We start from the raw sequence: 25,733 nt of genomic DNA, 5'->3' as shown, positions 1-25,733 counted from the left end.
AGCATCAGGCATCAAGCAATCCCCCTCGTGACCACATGAATTCCTCCGTTCGTGTCAGATTCGCCCCCAGCCCCACGGGGCATTTGCATATCGGCAACGCCCGCGCCGCGATCTTGAACTGGCTCTATGCCCGGCACACCGGCGGAACCTTCATCCTGCGCATCGAAGACACCGATGCCGAACGCTCCACCACCGAGTCTGAAAATTCCATCTATGAAGACCTGCGTTGGCTCGGCCTGGACTGGGACGAAGGTCCAGAAACCGGCGGCGCGTTCGGACCCTACCGGCAGTCGGAGCGGTTGGTGCTTTATCAAGAGTATGCCGTGCAACTCGTCGCCGCGCAAAAAGCTTACTACTGCTTTTGCCGCGAGGAAGATCTCGAAGCCGAGCGCGAGGCCATGAAGAACGAAGGCGGCCAATATCGCTACAGCGGCAAATGCCGTTCGCTCACGCCGGCGCAGCAGCAGGAATTGCGCGACCGCGGCATTGCCCCGGCCCTCCGGTTTCACGTGCCGGCGCGGCCGTTTTCGTTCGTGGATTTGGCGCGCGGCGAGCTGCAATTCCCCGAAAATGCCTTCGGCGATTTTGTGATCGTGCGCTCCGGCGGTTTGCCGACCTACAACTTCGCGTGCGTGATCGATGATCATCTCATGCAAATCTCACACGTGATTCGCGGGGATGATCACGTCATCAACACACCCAAGCAGGTGGCACTCTACGAAGCTTTCGGCTGGAGCCTGCCGCAATTCTGCCACATCCCCATGATTCTCGGCGAGGATCGCAGCCGCCTTTCCAAGCGGCACGGCGCGACTTCGCTCGATCAATTCGCCAACAAAGGCTATTTGCCCGCGGCGATGATCAATTTCCTCAGCCTGCTGAGCTGGTCTTCGCCCTCCGGCGAGGAAATACTTGCGATCGAACAGTTGGTGCAGGAATTCGATTTCACCCGCCTCAACAAATCGCCGGCAGTGTTCGACACCGTCAAGTTGAACTGGATGAACGGCGTTTATCTGCGCAAACTCAGCCCCGAGCAGTTACTGCAGGCCAGTATGCCGTTTCTGCAAAAGGCGGGCTTCAAACTGCCCGAGACCGGCGTGCTGCAACGCATGCTGGCGTTGATTCAGGAGAGCCTGGAATATCTCGAACAGGTGGTGGAGAAGCTGGAGTTCTTTTTTGTCGAGCGCGTGCGCATCACCGAAGGCCCGGCCATCGCGCTGGCGCAAACCGAAGCGTCCGAGAAAGTGTTCTGGTCTTTTCTGCGGCAGCTCGAGTTGCAGGAAACCCTGACCGCGGACAGCTTTCGCAAGATGATGAAAGTCGTCAACAAGGAAACCGGGGTGATGGGCAAGGACTTGTGGATGCCGATCCGCGTGGCGCTCACCGGCAATCTCCACGGCCCGGATTTGGCGACCATCGTCGAGATTCTGGGAAAGCAAGAGGTGCGCAAACGCATCCTGCAGTTGGTGGAGTAATGTGGGGCAGGTGGGTTTTCTGAAAGATTCCTCAAGTCGGGTGCCTAATGAGTTTTGATATTCAGGTTCGGCAATGTTCAGCCACGGCTTGGCCGTGGCTTGACAAGAGTGAAGGCCACGGCCAAGCCGTGGCCGAACAGATCGGGGTTACCGATTTTGATGGTCAAAACTCATCAGGCACGACTGCAAACGCCAACAGGTGAACGACAACACTCTGCAATCTCTCTTTCCTCAGGTGCCAGTTCTGCTCGGCATGGTGCATCTTCCCGGCCTGCCGGGCAGCCCGCATGCCGTTGCTTTCGACGAGGTGATCACCGCCGCACTGCACGATGCGAAAATCCTGCAAGACTGCGGCTTCTCCGGCCTCATGATCGAAAACCTCGGCGATTTCCCCTATTTCCCCGATCACGTTCCGGCCGAAACTGTGGCAGCAATGGCGATTGTCGCCGATCGCGTCAAAGCGAGTTGCGGCTTGCCGGTGGGCGTGAACGTTTTGCGCAACGATGCGCTCTCAGCGTTGGCGATTGCGGCGGCGGCGCGGCTGCAATTCATTCGCGTGAACGTGCTGGCCGGCACCGTGGTGACCGATCAGGGCTTGCTCACCGGCAAAGCGCATCTGTTGTTGCGTGAACGTAAGCGCCTGGGCGCGGAGCAGATTCAAATCTTTGCGGATATTCGCGTGAAGCATGCGGCGCCGCTGGTCGCGCGCGATTTGGCGCAGGAGGTGGAGGAATTCTATGAACGCGCCGGCTGCGAGGCACTGATCGTTTCCGGCAGCGGCAGCGGCAAGGAAGTGGACTTCGAATTTCTGCGGGCGGTCAAACAGGCGGCCGGGCCGCGGCCGGTTTTGATTGGCAGCGGTTTGCAGGCCGGCAACGCAGCCGAGCTGCTGCGCCATGCCGAGGGTGCCATCGTGGGCAGCTCGATCAAACTGGGCGGGCAGATTCACCAGCGCATAGATCCGCAACGGGCGGCGGCGTTGGTGCAGGCCTGCCGTGGCCGGCAGGCAGAGGCCAGTTGACTTGACGAGGTCAGATTCACCGCGGAAACACGGAGTTTGTTGAGAGTCCAGATAATCTCGCCCACAGGCACATGGCTGAAAATATTGTCTTTTTTTGATTTGTAACATAGACTACGCAACTCCCTTCAGCCCTCCGTTTCTTCAAAATAGACTTTTCGACATTTCCTCGATCCCTACTCCCGGCCCCTTGTCAATTTGTCACATAGATTGCCAACAATCCACTTGACATTTAAGTCGAGAATTTTAAATTGGAGCCTGCTCTTGGCACTCGTAGACTATGAGTGCTAACAGGAATTCAGAAAAACTACCGTTTCAACTGGACCTTATTTCCAAGGAGGTACTGCAATGACAATCAAACCGTTGGCTGATCGCGTCGTGATCAAGCCACTTGACCAGGAAGAGAAGAAGGTTGGTGGGATTATCATCCCCGACACCGCGAAAGAGAAGCCGATGCAGGGTGAGGTGGTGGCAGTTGGGCCGGGCAAAATCTCGGACTCGGGCCAAAAGATGGCCATGGAAGTGAAGAAGGGCGACAAAGTGCTGTACGGCAAATACTCCGGCACGGAAGTATCGGTCGATGGCAAAGATTATCTGATCATGCGCGAAAGCGATATTCTGGCCGTGTTGTGATTTGCTGCAGGAAACCCACAAAACTTTGATTAAGGAGAACTCGGACTATGGCAAAGATCATCACATACAGCATGGATGCGCGCGCTGCGCTCAAGCGCGGTGTGGACGCGCTCGCCAATGCGGTGAAGGTCACGCTGGGCCCCAAGGGCCGCAACGTCGTCATCGACAAGAAATTCGGCTCGCCGACGGTGACCAAAGACGGCGTCACCGTGGCCAAGGAAATCGAGCTGGAAGACCCGGTAGAGAACATGGGCGCCCAGATGGTGAAGGAAGTCGCCTCCAAGACCAGCGACAATGCCGGTGACGGCACCACCACCGCCACGGTGTTGGCCCAGGCGATTTTCGCGGAAGGCTTGAAGAACGTCACCGCCGGCGCCAGCCCGATGCACCTGAAGCGCGGCATCGAGCAGGCAGTGAAGACGGTGATCGATGAGGTGAAGAAGATCAGCCGGCCGGTGTCGGGCAAAACCGAGATCGCGCAAGTCGGCTCGATTTCCGCGAACAACGACAAGTCCATCGGCAATGACATCGCCGAAGCGATGGAGAAAGTCGGCAAAGACGGCGTGATCACGGTGGAAGAAGCGAAATCCACCGAAAGCATGCTGGAAGTGGTCGAGGGTATGCAGTTTGACCGCGGTTACATTTCGCCCTACTTCGTGACCGATCCCGAGAACATGGAGGCGGTGCTCGAAGATGCGATGATTTTGATCCACGACAAGAAGATCAGCGCGATGAAGGACCTGCTGCCGATCCTGGAAAAGACGGCGCAAATGGGCCGGCCGCTGTTGATCATCGCGGAAGAGGTGGAAGGTGAGGCGCTGGCGACGTTGGTGGTGAACAAGCTGCGCGGCACGCTCAAAGTCGCGGCGGTGAAGGCCCCGGGCTTCGGTGATCGCCGCAAGGCCATGCTGGAAGACATCGCGGTGTTGACCGGCGGCCGGGTAATTTCGGAGGAAGCCGGCTTCAAGCTGGAGAATACCACGCTTTCCGATCTCGGCCGCGCCAAGAAGATCACCATCGACAAAGACAACACCACGGTCGTGGAAGGCGCCGGCAAGACCGAAGACATCAAGGGCCGGATCAACCAGATCAAGAAGCAGATCGAAGTCACCACTTCCGACTACGACAAAGAAAAGCTGCAAGAGCGCCTGGCCAAACTCGCCGGCGGCGTCGCGGTCTTGCGCGTCGGTGCGGCCACCGAAGTCGAGATGAAAGAGAAGAAGGCGCGCGTGGAAGATGCGTTGCATGCCACCCGCGCGGCAGTGGAGGAAGGCATCGTGCCGGGCGGCGGTGTGGCCCTGGTGCGGGCGATTCCCGCGCTCGACAAGCTCAAGCTGGACAATGAAGACGAGCAAACCGGCGTCAACATCGTCAAGCGCGCTATCGAAGAGCCGATCCGCCAGATCGCCGAAAACGCCGGCTGGGAAGGCTCGATCGTGGTGCAGCGCGTGAAGGAAAGCAAGGACGTGAATTTCGGCTTCGACGCCGACAACGAGCAGTTCACCGATTTGTTCAAGGCCGGTGTGATCGACCCCACCAAAGTGGTGCGTACGGCCCTGGAAAATGCGGCCTCGGTGGCGGGCCTGCTGCTCATGACCGAAGCCACGGTCGTCGAGAAGCCCGAAAAGGAGAAAGCCCCGCCGATGCCTCCGGGCGGCATGGGTGGCGGCATGTATTGATTCCCTGCAGGCCCGCGCCTGCCAGGCAATCCGCTCGAAAACAAAAAGCCGGTCTCTCTCACGAGAGCCGGCTTTTTTGTTGCGAGGTCGCAGCGGGTATGGTCACGCAACGGAGCGGCATGCCCAATTGATAAATTCTCCCAGTAGGTCAAACTCAACCGCCTCGTTCTGCAGGAACAGCTTTGCCTGCTGCAAACCCTCCCATCCCAAAATATCCTGTGAATCCCGCTCATCCTGTCTGAGAATGCGCTCAGCCCAGCAGCGCCAGGGCGCGCGCCGCGATGTTCTCCGCGGTGAAGCCGTAGGCTTGCATGACTTCTGCCACCGGTGCCGAGGCGCCAAAGCGGTGGTCGATGGTGACCGTGGCGCCGTGCGGCCCGACATACTTGTGCCAGCCGAGCGCAATGCCGCTCTCGACGGCCAGCCGCGCCGGCACGGCCGGCGGCAAAACTTCGTCACGATAGGTTTGCGGCTGCGCCTCGAACAACTCCCACGAGGGCATGCTGACCACACGCACCGCCAGCCCGCGCTCATTGAGTTGTTGCGCCGCCTGCCAGGTGGGCCAGACTTCGCTGCCGGAAGCGATCAAGATGAGCTGGGGCGTGCCGATCTTTGATTCCCACAAAATGTAAGCCCCGCGCTGCAAGCCGGCAGCGGCGGAACAGCGCGAGCGGTCAAGCGTGGGCACGTCCTGCCGGGTGAGCGCAAGCGCGACCGGGCCTTCGCGATGCTGAATCGCGAAACGCCAGGCCTCAGCGGTCTCATTGGCGTCGCCGGGCCGCAGGAAGATCAATTTCGGAATGGCGCGCAACGCGGCAAAATGTTCGACAGGTTGATGCGTGGGGCCGTCTTCGCCGAGGCCGATGCTGTCGTGGGTGAAAACATAAATCACCGGCAGCTCGGTGAGGGCCGCCAGGCGAATAGCGGGGCGCATGTAATCAGAGAAGACCAGAAAGGTGCTGGCGTACGGCCGCAAGCCGCCGTGCAGGGCAATGCCGTTGCACACACTGCCCATGGCATGCTCGCGCACGCCGAAGCGCAGATTGCGGCCGAGGCGGTGCGCCGGGCCAAAATCCTTCTCCTGACTGATCAAGGTTTTGGTGCTGGGCGCGAGATCGGCCGAGCCGCCAATCAATTCCGGCAGGCGGCTGGCGAGGGTGTTCAACACTTTGCCGCTGGCGACCCGTGTGGCCATGCCTTTGGCGTCCACGGGAAAAACCGGAAAGTCTTGGTCCCAGCCGGCAGGCAACTCGCCGGCCAGCACGCGTTGGAAGCGCGCCGCCAACTCGGGGAAAGCCTTTTCATACTCTGCGAATTTTTGCTGCCAGGCATTTTCAGCTTCCCGGCCGCGCGCCAGCGCCGCGCGAAAGTGCTGCACTGCGGCCTCGGGCAAATAGAACGGCTCGTTTTCAGGCCAGCCATAAGCGCGCTTGGTGAGCACCACTTCCTCCTTGCCCAACGGCTCGCCGTGCACGGCCGCCGTGTCCTGCTTGTTGGGGCTGCCATAGCCGATGTGCGTGCGCACGACGATCAGTGAGGGCTGGTCGGTGTGAGCGCGCGCCTCGGTCAGGGCTTTTTCGATGGCGGGCAAATCATTGCCGTCCTTCAAGGTCTGCACGTGCCAGCCGTAGGCGGCAAAGCGCAGGGCGCGATCCTCGGTGAAGGCGAGGTCGGTGCTGCCTTCGATGGAGATGCGGTTGTCATCGTAAAGATAGATGAGTTTGCCCAAACGCAGGTGGCCCGCCAGCGAGGCAGCTTCAGCAGCCACGCCTTCCATCAAATCGCCGTCGCTGACGATGGCATAGGTGAAGTGATTCACGATTTCGAACCCCGGGCGATTGAACACCGCAGCGAGTTGGGCTTCCGCCAGAGCCATGCCCACACCGTTGCCAAAGCCCTGGCCCAGCGGGCCGGTGGTGGTTTCGACGCCGGGCGTGAGGCCGTGTTCGGGATGGCCGGGCGTTTTGCTGCCGAGCTGCCGGAAATTTTGCAGCTCGGCGAGCGGCAGGTCATAGCCGGTGAGATGAAGCAGGCTGTAGAGCAGCATCGAGCCGTGCCCCGCCGACAACACGAAGCGGTCGCGATCGGGCCACTGGGGATTCGCCGGGTTGTGCTTGAGGAAGCGATCCCACAGCACATAAGCCATGGCGGCGGCGCCCATGGGCAGGCCGGGATGGCCGCTGTTGGCCTTTTGAATGGCGTCAATGGCGAGGGTGCGGATGGTATTGATGCAGAGCAAATCGAGGGGGGCGGGATTCTCCATCGTGGTATCTTTCTCTCTTGGAAGTGGATGCGGATATGCGGGTTGTCCAAAAATTGGCCGCAAATTACAAATACGTGCCGCAAGATGCAAGCGGGGCTTCTCCTCGGCCATGCCCACGCGGCGGGAACTATGATTTGCGAGTGATTTCCGGCTTGCTTACATTCCCGCCATTCCAAAAAACGAAAGGCACGTACCAACGGGAGCGGTGAAATGGCACATGCAAACGAGGCGCGGGCGCGCGCCGCGCGGCTGCACAAGCTGGCGCAGGAAGTGATCGGTTTGGACGTCTGCTACACCCTGGCGACCGGCGAGCACACCCGCCGGATCTATCTCGACAGCACGGCGAGCACGCTGCGCCTGAAAGTCGTGCAGGAAGTGCTGGACCGCTTTCAACCCTTCTATTCCAACACCCACAGCGTGCTGCATTTTGGCGCCAAGCTTTCCACGCATGAGTATGAATGGGCGCATCAGATGGTGCTGGATTTCGTGCAAGCCGATCCCGCGATTTACACTTCGTTTTTTGTCGGCAGCGGGGCCACCGGCGGCCTCAACCGGGTGGCGCGTACCCTGCGGGCCAAGCGGCCGGAGCGCGACGTGGTGATCACTTCGATCATGGAGCATCACTCCAACGATCTGCCGCATCGCAAGCACTTTCGCGAGGTGGTGCACGTGCCCGCGAAGGTGGCGGCACACGCGCTGGGTTGCGTCGATCTGCGGCGGGTGGAGGAGGCGTTGCAGCAATACGGCGAGCGCGTGAACTACGTGGCCCTCACCGGCGTCTCGAACGTCACGGGCATCATCAATCCCATTCAGGAGGTGGCGAAGCTGGCGCACCGCCACGGCGCGTTGATGGTGGTGGATGCCGCGCAGATGGCGGCGCATGTGCCGATCGCCATGACCCGCGATGATCTCGATATTCTGGCTTTCTCCGGGCACAAGATCTATGCGCCCGGCTCGCCCGGCGTGGTGGTGGCGCGCCAGGACGTGTTCACCGGCATCGAGCCGGATGAAGTGGGCGGCGGCATGGTCGACATGGTCTATGTCGATCGCTACACCGTTTCCCCGTATTTTCCCCATCGCGAGGAAGCGGGTACGCCCAACATCAGCGGCGCGATCGGCCTGGCTGCGGCACTCTACGCCCTGCAGCAGGTGGGGATGGACTATCTCGCCGCCGAAGAAAACGAGTTGATCGCCTATGCGCTCGAGCGCCTCGCGACGGTGCCGGATATTCTGATCTACGGCGAAACCGACACCGTGCAGTGCCAGCGCGCCGGCGCCATTTCCTTCAATCTGAAAGGGCTGCATCATGCCTTCACCGCCGCAGTGTTGAATGACTATTTCAACATCTCGGTGCGCAACGAATGCTTCTGCGCTCATCCTTACGTGCGCGAGATGGTGCGCCGGAGTCTCGCCGAAGACGGTGATCTTTCCGATGCGGAATTGGAAGTGCTGGCCGAAATGCACAAAGGCATGGTGCGCGCGAGTTTCGGCATCTACAACACCCGTCAGGACGTGGACGCCCTGGCTGCGGCACTGCACGACCTCAGCACCCGCCGTGAGTTCTATGCGCAGCAGTACACCCAGTCGCCCAATGACGACTATCAGCACCGGACTTTCCGCTTCGATCATGCTGCACTGTTTTCAGTGAAAAAAATCGTGGATGAGATTCTATCTTGAGGCGCGTCCTCACAAGGCGAGGCTGCCGCGTGAGTGGGAGGGAAGGTCGGGCGGGAAAGCAGCGGGCCGACTTCGTTGCCGGCAGGAGGGAGAACTGCCGGCCACGATGCGGCCCGGGTGCGAGTCTGCCGGTGGCGGCCTGCTGCCAACGGCAGACTGCTTGGGGCTGCTCTTACTGATTGCCTTCGATCACCATGGTCGTCGGCACGATGGTCACCAATCCCGTGACCACGCCGATCAAGCCATCCACAAAAGTGTGCTTGGTGGTGATGCGCACGTTCTTCAAGTTGTTCTCTTGAATGACCTGCGCCGAGGAGTTGTTGGAAATCGGCGCCAAGCCCCAGAGCGCATACCAGACGCGGACATTCTTCTTGAAGGTCGCGCCGTCGGTTTCCGCCAGCGTGCTCAACTGTTGGCCCGCGGGCGCCACGGCTTTCATGGTGTAGCAGCCCATGGCAAAAGTGGCGAGCAGAGCAACCAAGATTAGTTTTCGCATGAGGCCTCCTGATTTTGGTTGTTGGGTCTGATTCTTGCATTTGATGCGGGTGCCAAGATAACAGGTTTTTTGCGAGAAGCAAGAGTCCGAAAAAAACCTTGACTCTGGCGGATAAACCCCTATCTTTTTGCCGGCATGGAAGCGAGGTGTCCTTATGAGAAAATCAATACTTTTCGTTCTGCTGGTCATGGCCTGCGGCGCGGCGGCGCTGCTTGCCGGCAGCGTGGTGTCGGAATTCCGCGGCGAGCCTGAGCGCAACAAAGTCACGCTAAAATGGACTTCGGAAGCCGAGATCAATTTGAAGGGCTTTGAAATCGAGCGCGGGCTGGATGACAAGACGTTCGAGCGCATTGCGACCCTGGATGCCAAGGGCAGCGCGACCGCGAAAACCGATTACCTCTACGAAGACAACACCGTATTCAAATCGAGTCTGCGCGTTTATTACTATCGCATCAAGATCATCGATCGCGACGGCAGCTACACTTATTCCAACACCATCAACGTCAACCCCACGATCTCCAGCGCGCGCGCGACCTGGGGCAGCATCAAGGCGATGTTCCGCTAAATTCGTATTTCCAATCTCAATCTCGCAATTGCCACGACAGGCCATCTCCTCATGGCCTTTTTTATTTTGATGCGCACCCGCTCCGCCCCACGGCTTGCCCTCTCCACTTCATCCCTTCGCAAAGCGATTCATGTACCGCTGCTCTCTGGTACGAACTTTGTTTGTTCCCTTCCCGCTGCGCTTTGAGGCTCAGTGCCCAATGCCGGCTGTGCCGAAGTTGTCCGGCGACACTGCCGAACCACCGGCAATGTGACACGCAAAAGCTCTAAAAACAGCGCAACCGCGCAGCCGATGAATTTGCCGGTCGTCCATGTTTGTTTTGTCACGACCAGCAAACAAAAGACGTCTTGTACCAATTTGAAGCAAGCGTCTCCCAAGTCGTAATTTTGTACCGTTCCGCCGCACACCACCACGAATTTCGCAACAGGAGCGGATGCATGAATTGTAAGCTCATCCTGCCGGCCGCACGCCGGCTGGCATGTTGGGGTTGGATGATCCTCGTTGTCCCGCCCTCGATCGCGCAAGTCAAATCACAACCCGCATTTCACCTGCGGGCCTTGCAAGCCGCAGCCGGCCAGCCCTCGGTGTATGAATTGTCATTCACTGCCGCTGTTCCTCTCACACCCGCCGCCGAGTTTGTGCTGGAGTTTCCCGCAGGCTTCGATCTCAGCAAAGCCCAAATCGCCGGTTCCGAGCAGTTGCCGGGCGGCTTTACGGTCGCCTCAGAACGACAGAAGCTGCGCCTCACGCGGGCGGGCCGCGGGCCCAGCGTTGCTGCCGGCACCGCCATTACGCTGCGGGTCAGCGCGATCGTCAATCCCAGCGACCTGGCCGCCGTTCCTCCGGTGCGCTTACAGATCAAGCCACAGGCCTCTGCCGCGTTCGTCGATCTGGCACCGCAAGCCGTCGCCTTCGAACGCGCGCCGGATACGGCGAACTGAGTTGCCGGCCACCGAAATCGATATTGAACAACCTGATTAGTGATGGCGATGTCTCTTTCAACCTTGCACTGCCCCCAGCCATTGTCTTCTGCTGTCCGCCGGTCACCTGCCGCTGCGCGATCACGTCGCCGCAGCCTCTCTGTCACCAGCACACTCGCGGCCATGATCCTGCTGCACGCCACGCTTACTTTTGGCCGCGGCACAATCTCCAACATTGCGGTGACGCTCGATGACGCCGGCGCCGGCAGTCGCGCAACTTGCACCGTTGCCTTCACCCCGCAAGGCGGCATGCCGGCCAACGGAAAGATCGTCGTCACCTTTCCCGCGGGCTTCAGTATTGCGGGTGTCGGCGTTGCCAGCGGCACGGGGGGAATGAACGGCGGTTTTCTTACGCCGACCAAAGCGGGCCAGGTGCTGACGCTGACGCGCGACGGCTCCGGCGATCCGACACCGGTTGGCGTGCCGACCGGCGTCGTATTCTCGTTGATCACCAACCATACCACGGCAGGCAGCTACAGTTTGACGATTGAAACGCAGAACAGCGCCGGCGTCCGCCTCGACGGCCCGGCCTCCTCACCGCCGTTTGCCGTCACGCCCGGGCCGTTGCAACGCTTCGAAGTCTCCTCGCCGGCTCCTGCTCCGTTGGCCGGCGATTCCTTCACGTTGACGGTAGCCGCGAAAGACGGATTCAACAACAACACCAGCTTCACCGGCACCATAAACTTGACGGACAACACCGGTACGCTGACGCCCGCGGCGCTGGAATTCAACAATCAATCCCAGCAATCGACCAGCGTGGCGCGCATCACCAAAGCGCAGGCTGGCATCGTCATCCGCGCAGCAGGCGGCGGCAAAACCGGCGAGTCTGCGCCGTTCACAGTGAATGCGGGCAGCGCCGCCAAAATCTTGGTCGCTCCGCTGGCGGCGACCCAGCCTGCAGGCGTCGCGTTTGTGCTCACCGCCACCGCCCAGGATCAATTCTCCAACACGGCCACCAGCTTCAACGGGCCGGCCGAGATCAAACCCAGTACCGGAACTCTTGCGCCGGCGGCCGGCACATTTGTCAACGGCGTTCTGAATCAGAGTATTGCCTTTCAAACGGTGGGCACCGGCAGCGCCACGGTCACGGTGCAGAGCGGCACGATATCCGGCGTTTCCACGGCCGTGCAGGTGCTGCCCGGCGAGGCCGCCGGTACCATCACGCTGACTGCCGACCCGCCCAAGCTGCCGGCCAATGGCTTCAAAACCACCACGATTCAATCGGCGGTGATCAAAGATGCATTCGGTAATGCGGTGGGCGCGGGCAGACTGTTCACGATTTCGGTGAGCGATCCCAATCTCGGTGAAATCGTCGGCAGTGACGCGGATCCCGCTTCGCCCTCATTTCAAGTGGCCACCACCAGCGCCAGCATTCTCTCGTTTCAATTCCGCGCGAAAACCACCGGCGGCACGGCCACGATTCATGCTGCCGGCGGTGCCAATGGCGCCGCCACCGGCAGCGTGGCAGTCAGCGTCAATCAATTGCGGATTCTGAGCGTGACCTCGGACCGCGACACCATTTCCACCGATCAAAAAGACCTCGCGGTGAAAATGGTGGTGCAGAACCTCGGCCGCGACCCGGTGCAGTTGAACTCGGCCAGCCTGTTGTTCGGCGGGCAGACGCAGGGCTTTCAGGTGCAGTTGAAAACGCCGCTGCCCGCCACCATTCCCGGCAACCTGCAAACCGTGACGCTGGAGTTTGCGGTGAATGCCAAGGATCGCACCGGCATCATCACGCTCGACGGCGCGGTGGTGGGCACGGTGGTGGACGCAGGCGACATTCGTGATGACAACGCCGATCCCCCGCTGGATCAGTGGATTGCGCAGAAGGCGCCGGAGCTGAGCATCGTCAGCGGAACGTTGAATCCGCTCACGGTCACGCGCGGCAATTCCTATCAATTCAGTGTGAGCGTGCGCAACAACGGCGGCGCCACGGTCAATCTGATTCCCAACGAAACGAAGTTCGAATTCGGCGGCGCCTTTGTCGCGCTGTTGGATGCCAACCAGGCCACGCGCATTCCGGGCAACAGTGTCACCAAGCTCACCTTTCAACGCCAAACCGTCGCCAATCAGCTTCTGGGAAACTACACGCCGTCGGTCACCATTCGCGGCACTCAAAACGGCTCGGCCTTCTCGCCCGCCCCGCTGCGCACCGACAATCTGCTGGTGCAGGACGCCGCGGAATTGGAGATCGTGAGCGTGGTGCCCAGCCAAAACACCGTGACGCAAGGCATGGGGAAAGATTGGACCATCACCATGGCCTTGCGCAACAACGGCAGCGCGGACATGGGGCTGGAGAACACGACATTTGAAATTCAGGTCAATGGCGTCACGGCGACCGGTTACGACGTGGTGCGGCCGCCGGCATTCCGCAATGCCGGTGACAATATTCTGCGCAAAGACAGCACCGATTTTCTGGAATTCAAAATTCGCCGCACCGGCAACGCGCGCGGAACGGCGCTGGTGTTTGCCACCGTCACCACCCGCATCGGCGACACCCGTTTCGAAGCCAGCACCAACGGCACGCAAGGCAGCTTTGTGGTGCAGTCGCCGGCGAAATTGCGCATCACGCTGCTGCCCTCGCAAACCACCGTGACGCAGCGCCAGACGCAGGATTGGCGCGTGACCATGACCGTCGAGAATTCCGGCGAAAGCGACGTGCACGTGTTGTTCAAGAGCGCGCCGCCGAGTATCACTTTTTCCAGGTCGCAGGGTTTCGAGATCCTTCCTCCCAACAACCTGGAGGGGGTGGCCGGCGACAGCACGGTAAAGGGCGGCACCACCCGCCGCATGGATTTCATCATCGCCACCACCGGCACGGCCTCCGGCGGCAATCAGATCACCGGCGTGCTCACCACGCGCGAGGTGAACAGCGACAGCATCATCATCGACGACACCAAGGATGCCGGCGGCACCTCGGTCACCATGCAGGTTCCGGCGGTCGCGGCGATCGATTCGACCGTGCTTACGCAGGTGTTCAATCGCAATCGCCTGAACACCGGCCAACCGTTTCAAGTGCGGGTGGTCCTGCGCGCCACGCCGCCCAACGAAGAGGCTTTGGACAGCGTGCGGGTGAAGCTGGCGACCGACGGCGCCTCGCTCATCGCGAATGACACCATCACGCTCAAAAATCCCAATCGCCTCGCGGTTTTTGAGGTATCGGCGGCGGCGGCAGCCACCAGCCGCGAAGTGTTTACGGCCAGTATTACCGCGGCTTTCGCCGCCAACACCAAGGCCCAGGCAACGATCAATCCGGCGGCGGATGATACGGCGGTGATCGCCATCGACCGCCCGGCGGCGCTGCGGCCGGCGGGGGTGAGCACTTCACTGCGCCTGAAGAAGATCGCAGCCAATTCGACTGAATTCTGGCGCGTGTATGTCGCACTGACCGCAGACGCAGAGGCCGGCGACGTGCAGCTCGATCCGCCCCAACCCTTGACGCTCGCCATCAACAATGAAGTCAAAACCGATTACGTGGTCGAGACGCCTGCAGCCTTGCAAGGCGGCGGCCTGTTGCTGCGCAGCGGCCAAACGGACACACTCGAATATCGCATCAGCCGCGTGGGCCGTGATGGCGGCGATCTGGCCATTCGCGCGGCCGTGAGCGGCATGGATGTGAATGACCGGCGCCAACTGACGGTGACCGGCACCGATACCGTGCAAGTCATCTCATTGACGCGGGTGCGCATCGCCAAGACGGTTATCAGCAATCAGCCGGATGGCGGCGTGGGCACCGTCAACACCGATCAGACCTTCACCCTCAACGCGGACGTCAACAACATCGGCTTCGAGCGATTGGACAGTGTGTGGGTGACGCTCAAAGCCCTGCGCCAAGCTGCGCCGCCGCAGCAGCAACTCCGGATTGGGCCGATCGACAACGGCAGCACCGGCACTGCAGTGTTTGCCGTCACGGCGCCCAGCACACCCACCGCCGCCGGCGAGCTCGAGCTGTTCGAAGCCACCATCGATTCCGCCTTCACGCCGACGACACACGCGCGCATCGATCCCGCCTTTGACTCGACTGCCGCGGTGCGCGTGCAAACACCGGCAAACCTGCAACTCCAGGCCAGCACACCCGCCGTGCCCAATCGTCAATTGACCATCGGCCAGACTTTCACTCTGCGCGCCGTGGTCAGCAATCTCGGCCAGGCCCCTTTCGATGACAGCGGCCGGCTGCAAATCGTGCCGCCGCTGCCGGCCGGTTTCGTGATTGGTGACAACTCGCCGCGATCGTTCAGCGACGGCGTGCCGGTGGAATGGCAAATCACGGCGCCGGAGTTTGCCTCCCCGCAGGATACTCTTTTGGTGGAGATTGTGGCGTTGCCGCTCGATCGCAACGACGGCAGCCTCGCCGATGCCGCCAGCCGTACCGTCATGGTGATTGTGGATGTCAATGCCTCGGCGCTCGCGTTGAGCTCGCTGGGAATCAGCGAACCCGAGGGCGCGCGCGATCACATCGTTTCCACTGAGCAGGAATTCACCGTGACCGCCAAAGTGGCCGCGAGTCCCAATTTGAGCGAACTGAACGGCGAAATCACGCTGCCCACGGGCTACAGCTTCCTGACGAACGAACCGAGCGTGAAGGCGGTGAGCGGCGATTCGGTGCGCTGGCGCCTCAAAGCGCCGGTGGGCAGCCACAGCAATCCGCGGGAGATCAAAGTGAAGCTCACTGCGAAAAACTCCAAAGGCGAGACTGAGCCGTCGGTGGAAAGCACCGTGACCGTGCAGGCCGAGCCGCGCGCCTTGCTCGAACTCACGCCGGAAATCCATTCTCCCGCCGGCGCCCGCACCGGGAAGCTGGCGGTCGCGCAGAGTTTCACGCTGCGCGTGACCCTGCGCAACCTCGGCGCGCCCACCTCCAATTTCGCCAGAGTCACCTTGCAGGTGGGAGAAACCGGGCTGGTGCTGGAGCAGCCGGCAGAGCAGGAATTGGTGATGGACGAAGAGGCGCGCGTGGGCTACGTGGAATGGCAGGCAACGGCGCCTGCCGTGCCGACGCCGAGCCGCGAGTTGACTTTCACCGTCACGCAAGTGCCGGTTGATCTCAATGCCGGTGAGCAGGCACCGATACGCAACAATGGCATCGCGAATCTGTTGATCGAGACCCTGGATCGCGGCACGGTTGCGCTCACTGATTTTCGTATCTTCGCTCCCGCCGGCGCGCAAGACCGCAGCTTGAGCACGGAGCAGCGCTTCACCCTCGCCGCCAAAGCGGACTGGTTTCGCGCCACCAACATCGCGGCGCGGCTGGTCTTGCCGGAGGGTGGCGGCTTTGTGCCGGAAGATCAACTTACCAAACTCTTGAGCGGCGCGCCGGGCCAGGAGTTCTATTGGGATCTCACTGCGCCCGCCAGCGCGCTGGACAGCGCGACTTTCAAAATCGTCCTCACCGCCAGCGATGAGAGCGATCAATCCGTCAACCTCGGCCCTGAAACCGATTCTTTGAAGATTCGCCTGGTCAAGCGCGCCAACTTGCTGTTCACTGCCAAAATCACCAGCCCGGAAACAGCCACTGACGGCGTGGTGAGCGTGGGGCAATCGTTCCAGGTGTCGGCACTGCTCGAGAATTTGGGAGAGGCAGAGACGGTGGGATCGGACAGTCTGGAGATTCGGCTGCCGGCGAACTATCAACTCGATCCGGCAGTGGATACTGCGTTGGTGAAGCACACCAGTCCGGTCGGCGGCATGCGCGTGGCGACCTGGCAGGTATTGGCGCCCATCGAGGCGTCAACCACCCAGGACCTCTCCCTCACGCTGCTCGATCCTCCGGATGATGCCAACACCGGCGCGGATGCACAAGTGGTGGATCAAGATCTGCGGCAGCGCGTGAACATCGCCACCGAGGCGCGCAAATTGAGCGTCACCAGCACGGCGTTGGCGCGCCGGCCGCCGGTGGCGCGCGGTCAGAGCAACGTGCCGGTGCTGCAGTTCAGCCTGACCGATCCCGGCGCCAGCCAGACCGCGAGTGACATTCTCCTGACCGGCCTGCGCTTTTACATTCGCAATCGCCAGGGCAAGAATATTGCGCCGGGTCTGTTGTTCCGGGCCTTTCGGCTTGTCCATCAAGAAAATGCCGCCCAAGTCTACGGCGAAATTCACCTCACCTCTGCCGATCAAAGCAATCCGGTGCAATTGCCCCTGCTGATGGATTCGGTTGCAGTCGGCTTTGGTCGCGCGCCGGGCTTGGTGCTCACCGCCGATCTCGTCGAGGCCGATACTGCCAAGGCATTCCTGCTTGCCTTTGATGAGAGCACGGATCTAACCGCCATCGACAGGGATTCCCGGCAGCCGGTGCAGGTGGTCGATGCCAACAATCGTACCGGCGCTGCTTTTCAGCTCAACTCCGAGCTGTCGGTGCTGTTTGATGCCGATCACAGCACTTTCTACAACTATCCCAATCCCTTTCGGCCGCCGGAAAGCAATGATCGCAGCCAGGGCACGCGCTTCATCTACAATCTCGCGCAAGATTCGGAGGTTGAGCTTAAGATTTTCACGCTGCTCGGTGAGCTGGTGTGGGAGCGCAAGTTCAGCGCCAGCATGCCGCAGGGCCGGCGCGGCTCGCACGTCGATGACATCGTGTGGAATGGTTTCAACGACCGCGGCCGCAAGGTGTTGAATGGCGTCTATCTGGCCGTCATCAAAACCCACGCCGGCACGGCGCGCACCAAAGTCGCGGTGATCAAATAGGATCCGTCGGAAAACTTCACCGCCCGGGCGGTTGGCTCCACCGCGTGTGCCAGTGCCTTGTTACTTTGATTTGCATAAGTGATTCTGGGTGTCTTCAGAAGGAATCTTGTGAGGTACTTGGCACTCTGCTCAAATCTTCACAGGATCCTGGCAAGATGACATTGGCGGTGGCAATACATCTCAAGGTAACAGCCCGCTAGTCCAGCGATTGCCGGGATGGTTCAGTGCGAACCGCCGGGGCGGTGGTGTTCTTGCCTCGCGCCGGCCCGACACCGTGAAGCAGAAGCCGTGCTGCCACCCGCCGCGCCGCGCGAACGAAGCGCAGCCCTGCCGGCGAAGCGAAAGCTCTTCTCATCAACTCAGGCAGCGGCGCTGCTTCACTTGCCTTCCGCTCGCGCCTGACTGGGGCCGCGCTGCCGGATTTGATCCGCGAGAAAAATGGCCGCTGCCAATGCCAGCCCGGCATAAATAGGTTCGAGATCCAACCAATATCTGTCGGCCTCCGCGGTTGCCAACCACAAACTCGTGAGGCCGGCGCCCAGCACCATCGTACTGAGCGCGGCCGGCGCCGACATTCTCCATTTCGCAGAAAAACTCGTGGCCAGCGGCAGCAACAGCGCCGGCGTGATGATCGTGCCGAGACGGTACCAAATCGCCACGATCGATTGCGCCCACAGCGCAATTACCACCGCCGCCAGAAAAACGATCACCATGCTGAGTTGGGTGAGGCGCGTCGCCTGCGCCGCGCTGGTTTGCCGCCCGAGCTTTCCGAAAATATCCTTGCCCAACGAGATTGCGGAGAGAAAGGCAAAACTGTCGATGGTGGACATGATGGTGGCAAGCAGCGCGACAAAGAAAATGCCGCGGGCCACCGCCGGCAACAAGTGCAGGGCAAGCTCGGGATAGGAGGCCGCGGGATTGGGGAGATCAGGCAGCAAGGCGCGGGCATACAAGCCGGTCGCGGTGGTCATGAAATCGAACACCAGCCAGCAGCCAATGGCAATGAAAATGCCGCGGCGGGCCACGGCTTCGCTGCGAGCTGCAAAGCAACGCTGGTAGAAACTGGGATCCACCAGCGTACTCATCGCAATGAAATACCACACCAGCAGGTATTGCGGCCGGTTGCCGCCGTGCCAGGTGAGATGCGAGGCCGGCAGATGCTGCTGGAGAAATTCCCAACCGCCGTGTTGCGCGATCGCAAACGCCAGAATCAAAACGAAACCGGCATACATCAAGAGGAATTGCAGGATTTCCGTGCGCACCACTGCCGGCAGGCCGCCGCGCAAGCAATACACGATCGAAAAGAAGGTGCCCACCACGACCCCGAGCCACAGCGGCCAGCCGAAGATCATTTCACACAACACGCCGAGCATCAGCACGTAGGGCGCGGGCGTTGCCAGCAGGGCGACGAAGAACGCGCCCAGCAGGCCGGCGCGGCGGCCATAGGCCGCTTCCAATTGTTCGGGAATGGTGAGCACCGGCGCCCGCCGCGCGCGGCCCGCCAGCAACACGGCAAAGAGAACGGCATGCAAGTAATAGGGCACGCCAAACACCAGCCAGTTCGACAGTCCGTGCAGATAGGAAAATTCACCGACGCCGAGAATGCCGCCATACCAGGTGGCGACCAGCGTGGCCACGAACGCCGGCAGGGAAAGTCTTCTGCCGGCGACGAGGTATTCTTCCAGCGTGCTCGTGCTTTGCCGTGAGCGGAGGAATCCCAGAATCAACAACACGAGCAGGTAGAGCAGGAGAATGAAGTAATCGGGAAGCGTCAGGCGGCCGGCAGCCATGGCAGGTGTCTTTCTTGGTGAATCAGAATCCAGTTCAAGCCGCGGCGCTTTGCTTCAATCGCCGCGCACCCGATAGCAGAAGAGATTACCCTCTTCCACCGCCACGGAGAACGAGTCCGCCAGCGCTTCGTTGCTCAAACCGTCGCGCACCGCCCATTCCAGCGCTTCGTGGTTGAGCGGATATTTCAATCCCGTGGTGGTGATGCCGGCGGCGCGCCGGAAGGCAATCAGCGAGATTTGTTGGCCGGCGAAACTCGCAAACACCGCCGGCGCCGGCCCGGGCATGATGAAGCTGCCGATGCCGAAATCATCGTGTGTCTCGAGGGCAATACGCGCGCAGAATTTTTCCGCAATGTTCAGATTCACCAATTGATGATCGCAGCGCAGCCCGGTGATGCCGACCAGCAGGGCGGCGCCGAATTCGCATTCCACCGCGAAAGTCAGCGCCTTTTCCAAATCCGTGGCGTACTGGCTGGGGTAGTGAATGAAGGCGGCGGTGGCACAGGCGGCGCGCGTGGCCGGCGTAACGGAATCGAGGTCGCCGACCACGAAATCGGGAAGGAGGCCGCGCTCCCGTGCGCGATTCGCGCCGCCATCCGCGCAGATGACAGCTTGGGCGCGCTGCCGGCATTCCGCCAGAATTGCCTCCTGCGGCAGCACGCTGTTGGCGATGATCAAAGCAGTTGGTTGCGGCATCACAGCTCCCGGGTATCAAGTGAACCGGCTGCTCGGCCTCAGCGGTTCAATTCATATTTGAGATTCACGAACACCTGGCGGCCGGCGGCCGGAAAGAATTCGTCCCCTTCGCCGTGCGCGATATAGAGCCGGTCCAACAGATTCTGCACATGCAGTTGCAGCGACAAGCCCGACTGTGCCGCGCCGAAGGGCAGACGATAGCCGGCGCTCGCGTGCACCACGGTGTAAGCCGGCACCGTGTTTTCTTCGCTCTTGAAATTGTCGGTGTACTGCTTACCCACGTGTTGCAGGGCGAGCGACGCCAGCCAACTCGAGCCGGCATAGGTCAAGCGGGCATTGGCGAGCACATCCGGAAACCCGGCGATGGGATTGCCGTCCAGCCTGGTGGCCGTGCCCTCGCTGTCATAAACCACGTGGCGTTTCAACTCGTTGTTGCTAAGCATGAGATTGCCCGATGCCTGCCAGCGCGGCAACAGCGGCGCGCTCGCGGCCAGTTCGAGGCCGGCGTGCAGCGTGCGTTCGGCATTGCCGGTCACCGGCTGGCCGAAGCGATCGAGACGGCCGCTCTTGATGATCTCATCCTTGAAATTCATGTAGAAGAAATTGGCAGCGGCGTGCGCTTCGCCGCGGCGATAACCCAGCCCGAGCTCGAAGTCGTGCAGCCGTTCCGGTCTGACCAGCGGTCGATCGAAATCGATGCGGCCGTCGGGTTGCAGGCCGAATTGCGGCGTGACGGCGCCCCAGCTTGCCGGCGTGCTGGCCTCGGCGGCATCGTAGAGATTCTTCAACCGCGGCTCGCGGCTGGTGCGCGCAATGCTGGCGAAGAGATTGAAGTGGGAGGTGAGGTTGTAATTGACGCCCGCGCGCGGGTTGAGAAAATGGTAAGGCACTTGGAAGCCGGTGCCGATGAATTTTTCATCGTAGAGCCGATAGCGCGAATAGGCGTAGTGCAGATCGAACGTGAGGTTCAGCTCGGGCAGCAGAAACCAGTTGGCGTGCAGGTAGGGCGAGAGCACGTCCTTCGCGCCGCGATATTCGTAGTAGCGCCGGCGGGCGACATAATCCCAGCCGCGAAATTCCCCGGCCACGGCCTCCGGCAATTCACTGTCGCCTTTTTGGATGCGGCCCCAATGCAGCGAGCGATGCCGCCGCAGTTCCGCGCCCAGGGTGAGCGCGCCGCGGCTGTGATGCCACGTGAGCTGCGGCAGCCAGCCCAACTGCAAGTTGTCAACGTAGGCACGAATCAACAAGCTGTCGACGTAGATTTCTGCGGGATTACCGGTGACCGCGAAGCCGTAATCCGGGGTCAGGCGATAGTAAGAAAGCGGCGCCCAGGAACCGTCATAATCAAAAAAGCCGTAGCCGCGCACGGCGAACAGCGTGTTGTTCACTCGCCATTGCTCGCCCAGGTGGAGTTCATGCAGCAGTTCGAGATGCGGCTGGTTGAAGTTTTCGATTTCATCCGGCCGGCGAATGGGATTGTGGCGCCGCGTCTCGCGTTGTTGCGCCTGCGCTTTGGGGATGCCGTAGTAGGCGAGATGATCGGCGATTGGGCCGCCATAGAAATGTAGCCGGGTGATGGAATTCTTGCCGAGGCGCGCGGCGCCGGCAAAGTAGCTCTTGAGATCCACCCAGGATTGCTCACGGTAGCCGTCGCTCTGCATGCGCGACAGCCGGCCGGAGAACAAATATTTACCCGCGAGCAAGCCGCTGGAGGCGGACAGCGAATATTTGCGCGTATCGAACGTGCCGCCCCCAATGGTGGCCGCCAGTCCGCGCGCGCGGGAAAACTCCGAGGTCACGAGATTGACCGAACCGCCGATGGCGGGCGGGCCGTAGAACGCGCTGCCGGCGCCGCGCTGCACCTGAATGTCCTGCACGTTGGCGAGCAAGTCGGGGAAGTCGATCCAGTAAACGTTGTGATCTTCCGGATCGTTTTGCGGCACACCGTTGATCAACACCGCGATGCGCCGCTGATCAAAGCCGCGAATCGACAGATAATTGTAGCCCAGGCCGTTGCCGTTTTCGGAATAGAATTTGACCGCAGGCAACTCGCTCAGCAGCGCGGGAATATCCTGCGCGGGATGGCGCTGGGCAATCGCTTCGCGCGTCAGCGTGGCAAACGCCACTGGGCTGTGCCGTTCGCGCGCGCGCGTTGCGACCACCGTCACCGCGGGACTGACCAGAGGCTGTGGCTGCAACGCGAGCGTCACGCGCACTTCCGATTGGTTGATTTCGAGAGACTGGCGCAGCGTTTCGTAACCGATGAACGTTGCCACCAGCACCACCCGGCCGGCCGGCACATTCTGCAGGCGAAAATTGCCGCGCGCGTCGGAAAGGGTGCGCAGCGCCGTGCCCTCGATGAGGAGATGGCAGCCGGGCAGTCCCGCTTGCGTTTCGCGATCATGAACGCTGCCCGCAATGACGGCGCTTTCTTGTGCGGCGCTCGCTCCAGTCAGCAGCACCATCACGCCGCACCAAAAAGCAAACAGGTACTTCATGGCACACCTCGAAAAAGAAAAAGCCGCTTTCCATTTTTCATAGGGAAGCGGCCGCGAAACGGCGAGCGCCAGCGCACGCGTACACAGCGAAATTGCCGACCGTTTCCCTACGCCGGTATCATCCGGATCAGGTTCCAAGGGTGTGGTCTCAGTCCCGAATGTTGGGGACACCCCTAACGGAATCGAGCGGAAGATAGCAGGCGGGCACGGCAAAGTCAATTGGAAATTCGGAAACGCGGCCTTGCTTTTTGCGCGGACTCTTGTATTTTGGCGAAAAACAACGCGCACACTGCCGCACGGACTGCTCATGACTCCAGAACCACAATGGCTCCTCTGGGCCAAGCAAATTCAAACCATCGCCCAAAACGGTTTGACCTTCAGCACCAATCCATTCGATCTCGAACGCTACCACGCCCTGCAGCGGCTGGCGGTGGAAATCATTGCCAACCATGCGCATTGTTCCCGCAATTCTCTCGCGGCAACGCTCGCACAGGAAAAAGGCTACGCCACGCCGAAGGTGGATGTGCGTTGCGTGGCGTTTCGTGAAGGGAAGGTTCTGCTCGTGCAGGAAAAGCACGACGGCAAATGGTCGCTGCCCGGCGGCTGGGCGGATGCCGGCTTGGCGCCCTCCGAAGCCGCCATCAAAGAATTGCGCGAAGAAGCGGGCTTCGACGGCATCGCGCGCAAGATTCTCGCGGTTTATGATCGCCGCCTGCATTCCGATGTCCCGCATTTGTTCGAAACCTACAAGGTTTTCATCCAATGCGATTTGCTCGGCGGCGAATTCAAAGCCAATCTCGAGACGCTCGCCGCCGATTTTTTCAGTTTGGAGGAACTACCGCCGCTGTCCGAAGGCCGCACCACCCACGCCAATCTGGTCGAGGCTTTCGAGCATCTCAAGAACCCCAGCCGACCCACGGCATTCGATTAACCCCAAACGCTGGTCTCATGGAACCTGAAGTTTTGTTGCAGGAATTGGTCGAGCGCTTCACCGGCAAGCCGGCGCAAGCCCTCACCGAATTGAAGGCGCATGGCTCCGACCGCAGAATCTTCCGGCTGCACCAGGCCGAGCGCACGCTCATCGGCGTGCACAACGCCGACCGCGCCGAAAACACCGCCTTTCTGGAATTCTCCCGCCACTTCCGCCGCTGCGGTCTGCCGGTGCCGGAGATCTACCTCGAGGACTTGGAGCGCAACATCTATCTCGAAGAGGATTTGGGCGACACCACGCTCTTTTCGTTTCTGAGCAACGAACGCAGCAAAGCCGGCTTTTCGCCGGCCGTGATCGAGCTGTACCGCAAAGTCGTGCGCTGGCTGCCGCAATTCCAAATTCGTGCGGGGCGAACGCTGAATTATGACGTGTGCTATCCGCGCGCCCGCTTCGACAAGCAGTCGATGATGTGGGATTTGAACTACTTCAAATACTACTTTCTCAAGCTCGCCAAAATCCCCTTCAACGAGCAGGAGCTGGAAGACGATTTCGAGCAGTTCACCAACTTCCTGCTGCAGACCGACCAGGATTTCTTTCTGTATCGCGATTTTCAGTCGCGCAACATCATGATTCGCACCGGCGAGCCGTATTTCATCGACTATCAGGGCGGCCGGCGCGGCGCGCTGCAATATGACATCGCCTCGCTGCTGTTCGATGCCAAGGCCGACATTCCCTTCGACCTGCGTGAAGAGCTGTTGACGACTTACCTCGAGGCCGTGCCGGAATTGCTGCCGGTGGATCCCCAACAGTTCCGGCGTTTCTATTTTGGTTATGTCCTGATCCGCATCATGCAGGCGATGGGCGCTTATGGCTTTCGCGGGTTCTATGAGCGCAAAACCCATTTCTTGCAAAGCGTGCCCTATGCCGTGCGCAATCTCGAATACGTGCTGCGGACCGCGGATTTGCCGGTGGAGCTGCCCGCACTCACGGACATTTGGCACCGGCTGGTGCGCTCGACCATTTTGCGGGAACTGGGCAACGTGCAATTGCGGCTGACCGTGCGCATTCAGAGTTTCTCCTTCAAGAACGGCCTGCCGCAAGATGACACCGGCCACGGCGGCGGTTTCGTGTTTGATTGCCGCTCGCTGCCCAATCCCGGCCGGCTGGAGAAATTCGCCAAACTCACTGGCTTTGATCCCGAGGTGATTGCGTTTCTGGAGAATGAAGAAGCGGTGCACGGTTTCATGACGCACGTGCGTGATCTCATCAACCAAGTGGTCGAGAACTACCAGCGCCGCAACTTCACCGATCTTTCCGTGTCCTTTGGCTGCACCGGCGGCCAGCATCGCTCGGTCTATTGCGCCAACCGGCTGGCCCGCCATCTGCGCGAGAAGTATCCCATCAACGTGGAAGTCGTGCATCGCGAGTTATGAAAGCCATGATCCTCGCCGCCGGCTTGGGCACCCGGCTGCGCCCGCTCACCGACACCCGGCCGAAAGCCCTCATCGAGATCCAACGCGTCCCGCTGCTCGAGATCGTGATTCGCCGCTTGCTGGCAGCGGGGGTGCAGGAAATCGTCATCAACACCCATCATTGCGCGGAACAGATTGCCGGCTTTCTCCAGGCGCATGACAATTTCGGCGTGCGCCTCGAGCTTTCACACGAGCCGGAGCTGCTCGACACCGGCGGCGGCCTGCGCCAAGCCGGCCACTTCTTCGACGACGGCCGACCCTTTTTTCTCCACAATGTCGATATCGTCAGCAACATCGACCTGCGGGCGATGTATGCCCAACATCTCGCGAGTGCCAGCCTGGCCACGCTCGCGGTCAAGCCGCGCCGCACCTCGCGCTATTTTCTGTTCGATGAGGCCGGGCAGCTTTGCGGCTGGAAATCCATGCAACCCGCCCGCGTTGAACTGGCGCGCCAGCCGCAGGGCGAGTTGCATGAACTCGCTTTCGACGGCATACATGTCATCTCGCCGGCGCTGCTGTCGCGCATGACCGCGACCGGCGCGTTTTCAATCGTGCAGACTTATTTGCGGCTGGCGGGAGAGGGGGAGAGCATTCGCGCATTTCGCACGGAAGGATATTTTTGGCAGGATGTCGGCAAGCTCGCGCAACTGGAGGAGCTGGCACGGCAACCACTCGAGGAGATTCTCGGACCGATGGGATTTGCTCGGAACTCGCGCGCTTCGGGCGTCACATGATTCGTGCCGGTTCGAACAAGCTTCGGCCGCGGCTGAGCCGAGGATTCCAAAACCTCGAGTTTCGTGGAAACGCTGATGATTCTGCTGCAACGGCCAAGCCGTCGCAGGATCATTTTCTCAAAGAATGACAAGAAGACGC

General features: G+C 60.8%; 16 protein-coding genes and 1 riboswitch. Of the genes, 11 read left to right on the top strand and 5 right to left on the bottom strand.

The features are described 5' to 3' along the window. The first annotated feature begins 35 nt into the window (after positions 1–35). The 4 genes from gltX to groL all read left to right on the top strand — a co-directional run bounded on the left by gltX (position 36) and on the right by groL (position 4,802). A complete protein-coding gene (gene gltX, locus L6R21_03905) occupies positions 36–1,472 on the top strand; it encodes a glutamate--tRNA ligase (protein MCK6558321.1) in 1,437 nt (478 codons plus the stop codon). A gap of 199 nt (positions 1,473–1,671) precedes the next feature. Continuing rightward, positions 1,672–2,493, top strand: coding sequence for a BtpA/SgcQ family protein (locus L6R21_03900; GenBank protein MCK6558320.1), 822 nt, complete (start codon positions 1,672–1,674; stop codon positions 2,491–2,493). A gap of 345 nt (positions 2,494–2,838) precedes the next feature. Beyond that, positions 2,839–3,123, top strand: coding sequence for a co-chaperone GroES (gene groES / locus L6R21_03895; protein ID MCK6558319.1), 285 nt, complete (start codon positions 2,839–2,841; stop codon positions 3,121–3,123). A gap of 47 nt (positions 3,124–3,170) precedes the next feature. Then, the gene (gene groL, locus L6R21_03890) at positions 3,171–4,802 is read left to right on the top strand and encodes a chaperonin GroEL (protein MCK6558318.1); all 1,632 of its coding nucleotides are present in this window, start codon (positions 3,171–3,173) and stop codon (positions 4,800–4,802) included. A gap of 250 nt (positions 4,803–5,052) precedes the next feature. On the opposite strand, the gene tkt is transcribed toward groL, so the two are convergent. Then, positions 5,053–7,065, bottom strand: coding sequence for a transketolase (gene tkt / locus L6R21_03885; protein ID MCK6558317.1), 2,013 nt, complete (start codon positions 7,063–7,065; stop codon positions 5,053–5,055). Between the two features lie 210 nt (positions 7,066–7,275). Here tkt and L6R21_03880 point away from each other — a divergent pair, with 210 nt between their 5' ends. Continuing rightward, positions 7,276–8,742: an aminotransferase class V-fold PLP-dependent enzyme gene (locus tag L6R21_03880; GenBank protein ID MCK6558316.1), complete on the top strand. Its 1,467-nt coding sequence runs from the start codon at positions 7,276–7,278 to the stop codon at positions 8,740–8,742. Positions 8,743–8,914: 172 nt separating this feature from the next. On the opposite strand, the gene L6R21_03875 is transcribed toward L6R21_03880, so the two are convergent. Beyond that, positions 8,915–9,238, bottom strand: coding sequence for a Bor family protein (locus tag L6R21_03875; protein ID MCK6558315.1), 324 nt, complete (start codon positions 9,236–9,238; stop codon positions 8,915–8,917). A gap of 154 nt (positions 9,239–9,392) precedes the next feature. Here L6R21_03875 and L6R21_03870 point away from each other — a divergent pair, with 154 nt between their 5' ends. The 3 genes from L6R21_03870 (at position 9,393) to L6R21_03860 (ending at position 17,470) form a co-directional block, all read left to right on the top strand. After that, positions 9,393–9,803, top strand: coding sequence for a hypothetical protein (locus tag L6R21_03870; protein ID MCK6558314.1), 411 nt, complete (start codon positions 9,393–9,395; stop codon positions 9,801–9,803). Positions 9,804–10,240: 437 nt separating this feature from the next. Further along, entirely contained in the window at positions 10,241–10,744 is a 504-nt protein-coding gene (locus L6R21_03865) for a hypothetical protein (GenBank protein ID MCK6558313.1), read from the top strand. Between the two features lie 162 nt (positions 10,745–10,906). Beyond that, entirely contained in the window at positions 10,907–17,470 is a 6,564-nt protein-coding gene (locus tag L6R21_03860; protein MCK6558312.1) for a hypothetical protein, read from the top strand. A 377-nt stretch (positions 17,471–17,847) separates the two neighbouring features. Here the strand turns inward: L6R21_03860 and L6R21_03855 are convergent, their stop codons facing one another. Genes L6R21_03855 through L6R21_03845 form a run of 3 tightly spaced genes read right to left on the bottom strand, consistent with a single transcriptional unit; the run spans position 17,848 to position 22,457 of the window. After that, positions 17,848–19,260 carry a sodium:solute symporter family protein gene (locus tag L6R21_03855; protein ID MCK6558311.1) on the bottom strand — a complete coding sequence of 471 codons (1,413 nt, stop codon included), beginning with the start codon at positions 19,258–19,260 and terminating at the stop codon, positions 17,848–17,850. Positions 19,261–19,314: 54 nt separating this feature from the next. Then, positions 19,315–19,956, bottom strand: a complete 642-nt coding sequence (locus L6R21_03850) for a thiamine diphosphokinase (GenBank protein ID MCK6558310.1) — start codon at positions 19,954–19,956, stop codon at positions 19,315–19,317. A gap of 38 nt (positions 19,957–19,994) precedes the next feature. Beyond that, positions 19,995–22,457: a TonB-dependent receptor gene (locus tag L6R21_03845; protein MCK6558309.1), complete on the bottom strand. Its 2,463-nt coding sequence runs from the start codon at positions 22,455–22,457 to the stop codon at positions 19,995–19,997. Between the two features lie 87 nt (positions 22,458–22,544). Continuing rightward, positions 22,545–22,642: riboswitch (TPP riboswitch) on the bottom strand. Positions 22,643–22,764: 122 nt separating this feature from the next. Between L6R21_03845 and L6R21_03840 the strand changes: the two genes are divergently transcribed. The 3 genes from L6R21_03840 to L6R21_03830 are packed head-to-tail and all read left to right on the top strand — an operon-like array spanning position 22,765 to position 25,594. Continuing rightward, a complete protein-coding gene (locus L6R21_03840) occupies positions 22,765–23,388 on the top strand; it encodes an NUDIX hydrolase (GenBank protein MCK6558308.1) in 624 nt (207 codons plus the stop codon). A gap of 17 nt (positions 23,389–23,405) precedes the next feature. Further along, complete coding sequence (locus L6R21_03835; protein MCK6558307.1) at positions 23,406–24,821, top strand: phosphotransferase; 1,416 nt, start codon at positions 23,406–23,408, stop codon at positions 24,819–24,821. After that, complete coding sequence (locus L6R21_03830; protein MCK6558306.1) at positions 24,818–25,594, top strand: nucleotidyltransferase family protein; 777 nt, start codon at positions 24,818–24,820, stop codon at positions 25,592–25,594. The genes L6R21_03835 and L6R21_03830 overlap by 4 nt, the downstream gene beginning before the upstream one ends. The last annotated feature ends 139 nt before the right edge of the window (positions 25,595–25,733 follow it).

This window comes from bacterium (assembly GCA_023150945.1).
Lineage (GTDB): Bacteria > Zhuqueibacterota > Zhuqueibacteria > Zhuqueibacterales > Zhuqueibacteraceae > Coneutiohabitans.
Note: the sequence above shows the minus strand (reverse complement) of the source record. Positions and strands in the feature narration are given on the sequence as shown.

Bases quoted from the DNA above. Each gene is read 5' to 3' on its own strand.
- L6R21_03855 (MCK6558311.1), bottom strand. From the start codon at position 19,260: ATGGCTGCCGGCCGCCTGACGCTTCCCGATTACTTCATTCTCCTGCTC.
- L6R21_03845 (MCK6558309.1), bottom strand. From the start codon at position 22,457: ATGAAGTACCTGTTTGCTTTTTGGTGCGGCGTGATGGTGCTGCTGACT.
- L6R21_03840 (MCK6558308.1), top strand. From the start codon at position 22,765: ATGACTCCAGAACCACAATGGCTCCTCTGGGCCAAGCAAATTCAAACC.
- gltX (MCK6558321.1), top strand. From the start codon at position 36: ATGAATTCCTCCGTTCGTGTCAGATTCGCCCCCAGCCCCACGGGGCAT.
- L6R21_03830 (MCK6558306.1), top strand. From the start codon at position 24,818: ATGAAAGCCATGATCCTCGCCGCCGGCTTGGGCACCCGGCTGCGCCCG.
- L6R21_03860 (MCK6558312.1), top strand. From the start codon at position 10,907: ATGATCCTGCTGCACGCCACGCTTACTTTTGGCCGCGGCACAATCTCC.
- groES (MCK6558319.1), top strand. From the start codon at position 2,839: ATGACAATCAAACCGTTGGCTGATCGCGTCGTGATCAAGCCACTTGAC.
- L6R21_03835 (MCK6558307.1), top strand. From the start codon at position 23,406: ATGGAACCTGAAGTTTTGTTGCAGGAATTGGTCGAGCGCTTCACCGGC.
- L6R21_03850 (MCK6558310.1), bottom strand. From the start codon at position 19,956: ATGCCGCAACCAACTGCTTTGATCATCGCCAACAGCGTGCTGCCGCAG.
- groL (MCK6558318.1), top strand. From the start codon at position 3,171: ATGGCAAAGATCATCACATACAGCATGGATGCGCGCGCTGCGCTCAAG.
- L6R21_03865 (MCK6558313.1), top strand. From the start codon at position 10,241: ATGAATTGTAAGCTCATCCTGCCGGCCGCACGCCGGCTGGCATGTTGG.
- tkt (MCK6558317.1), bottom strand. From the start codon at position 7,065: ATGGAGAATCCCGCCCCCCTCGATTTGCTCTGCATCAATACCATCCGC.
- L6R21_03880 (MCK6558316.1), top strand. From the start codon at position 7,276: ATGGCACATGCAAACGAGGCGCGGGCGCGCGCCGCGCGGCTGCACAAG.
- L6R21_03875 (MCK6558315.1), bottom strand. From the start codon at position 9,238: ATGCGAAAACTAATCTTGGTTGCTCTGCTCGCCACTTTTGCCATGGGC.
- L6R21_03870 (MCK6558314.1), top strand. From the start codon at position 9,393: ATGAGAAAATCAATACTTTTCGTTCTGCTGGTCATGGCCTGCGGCGCG.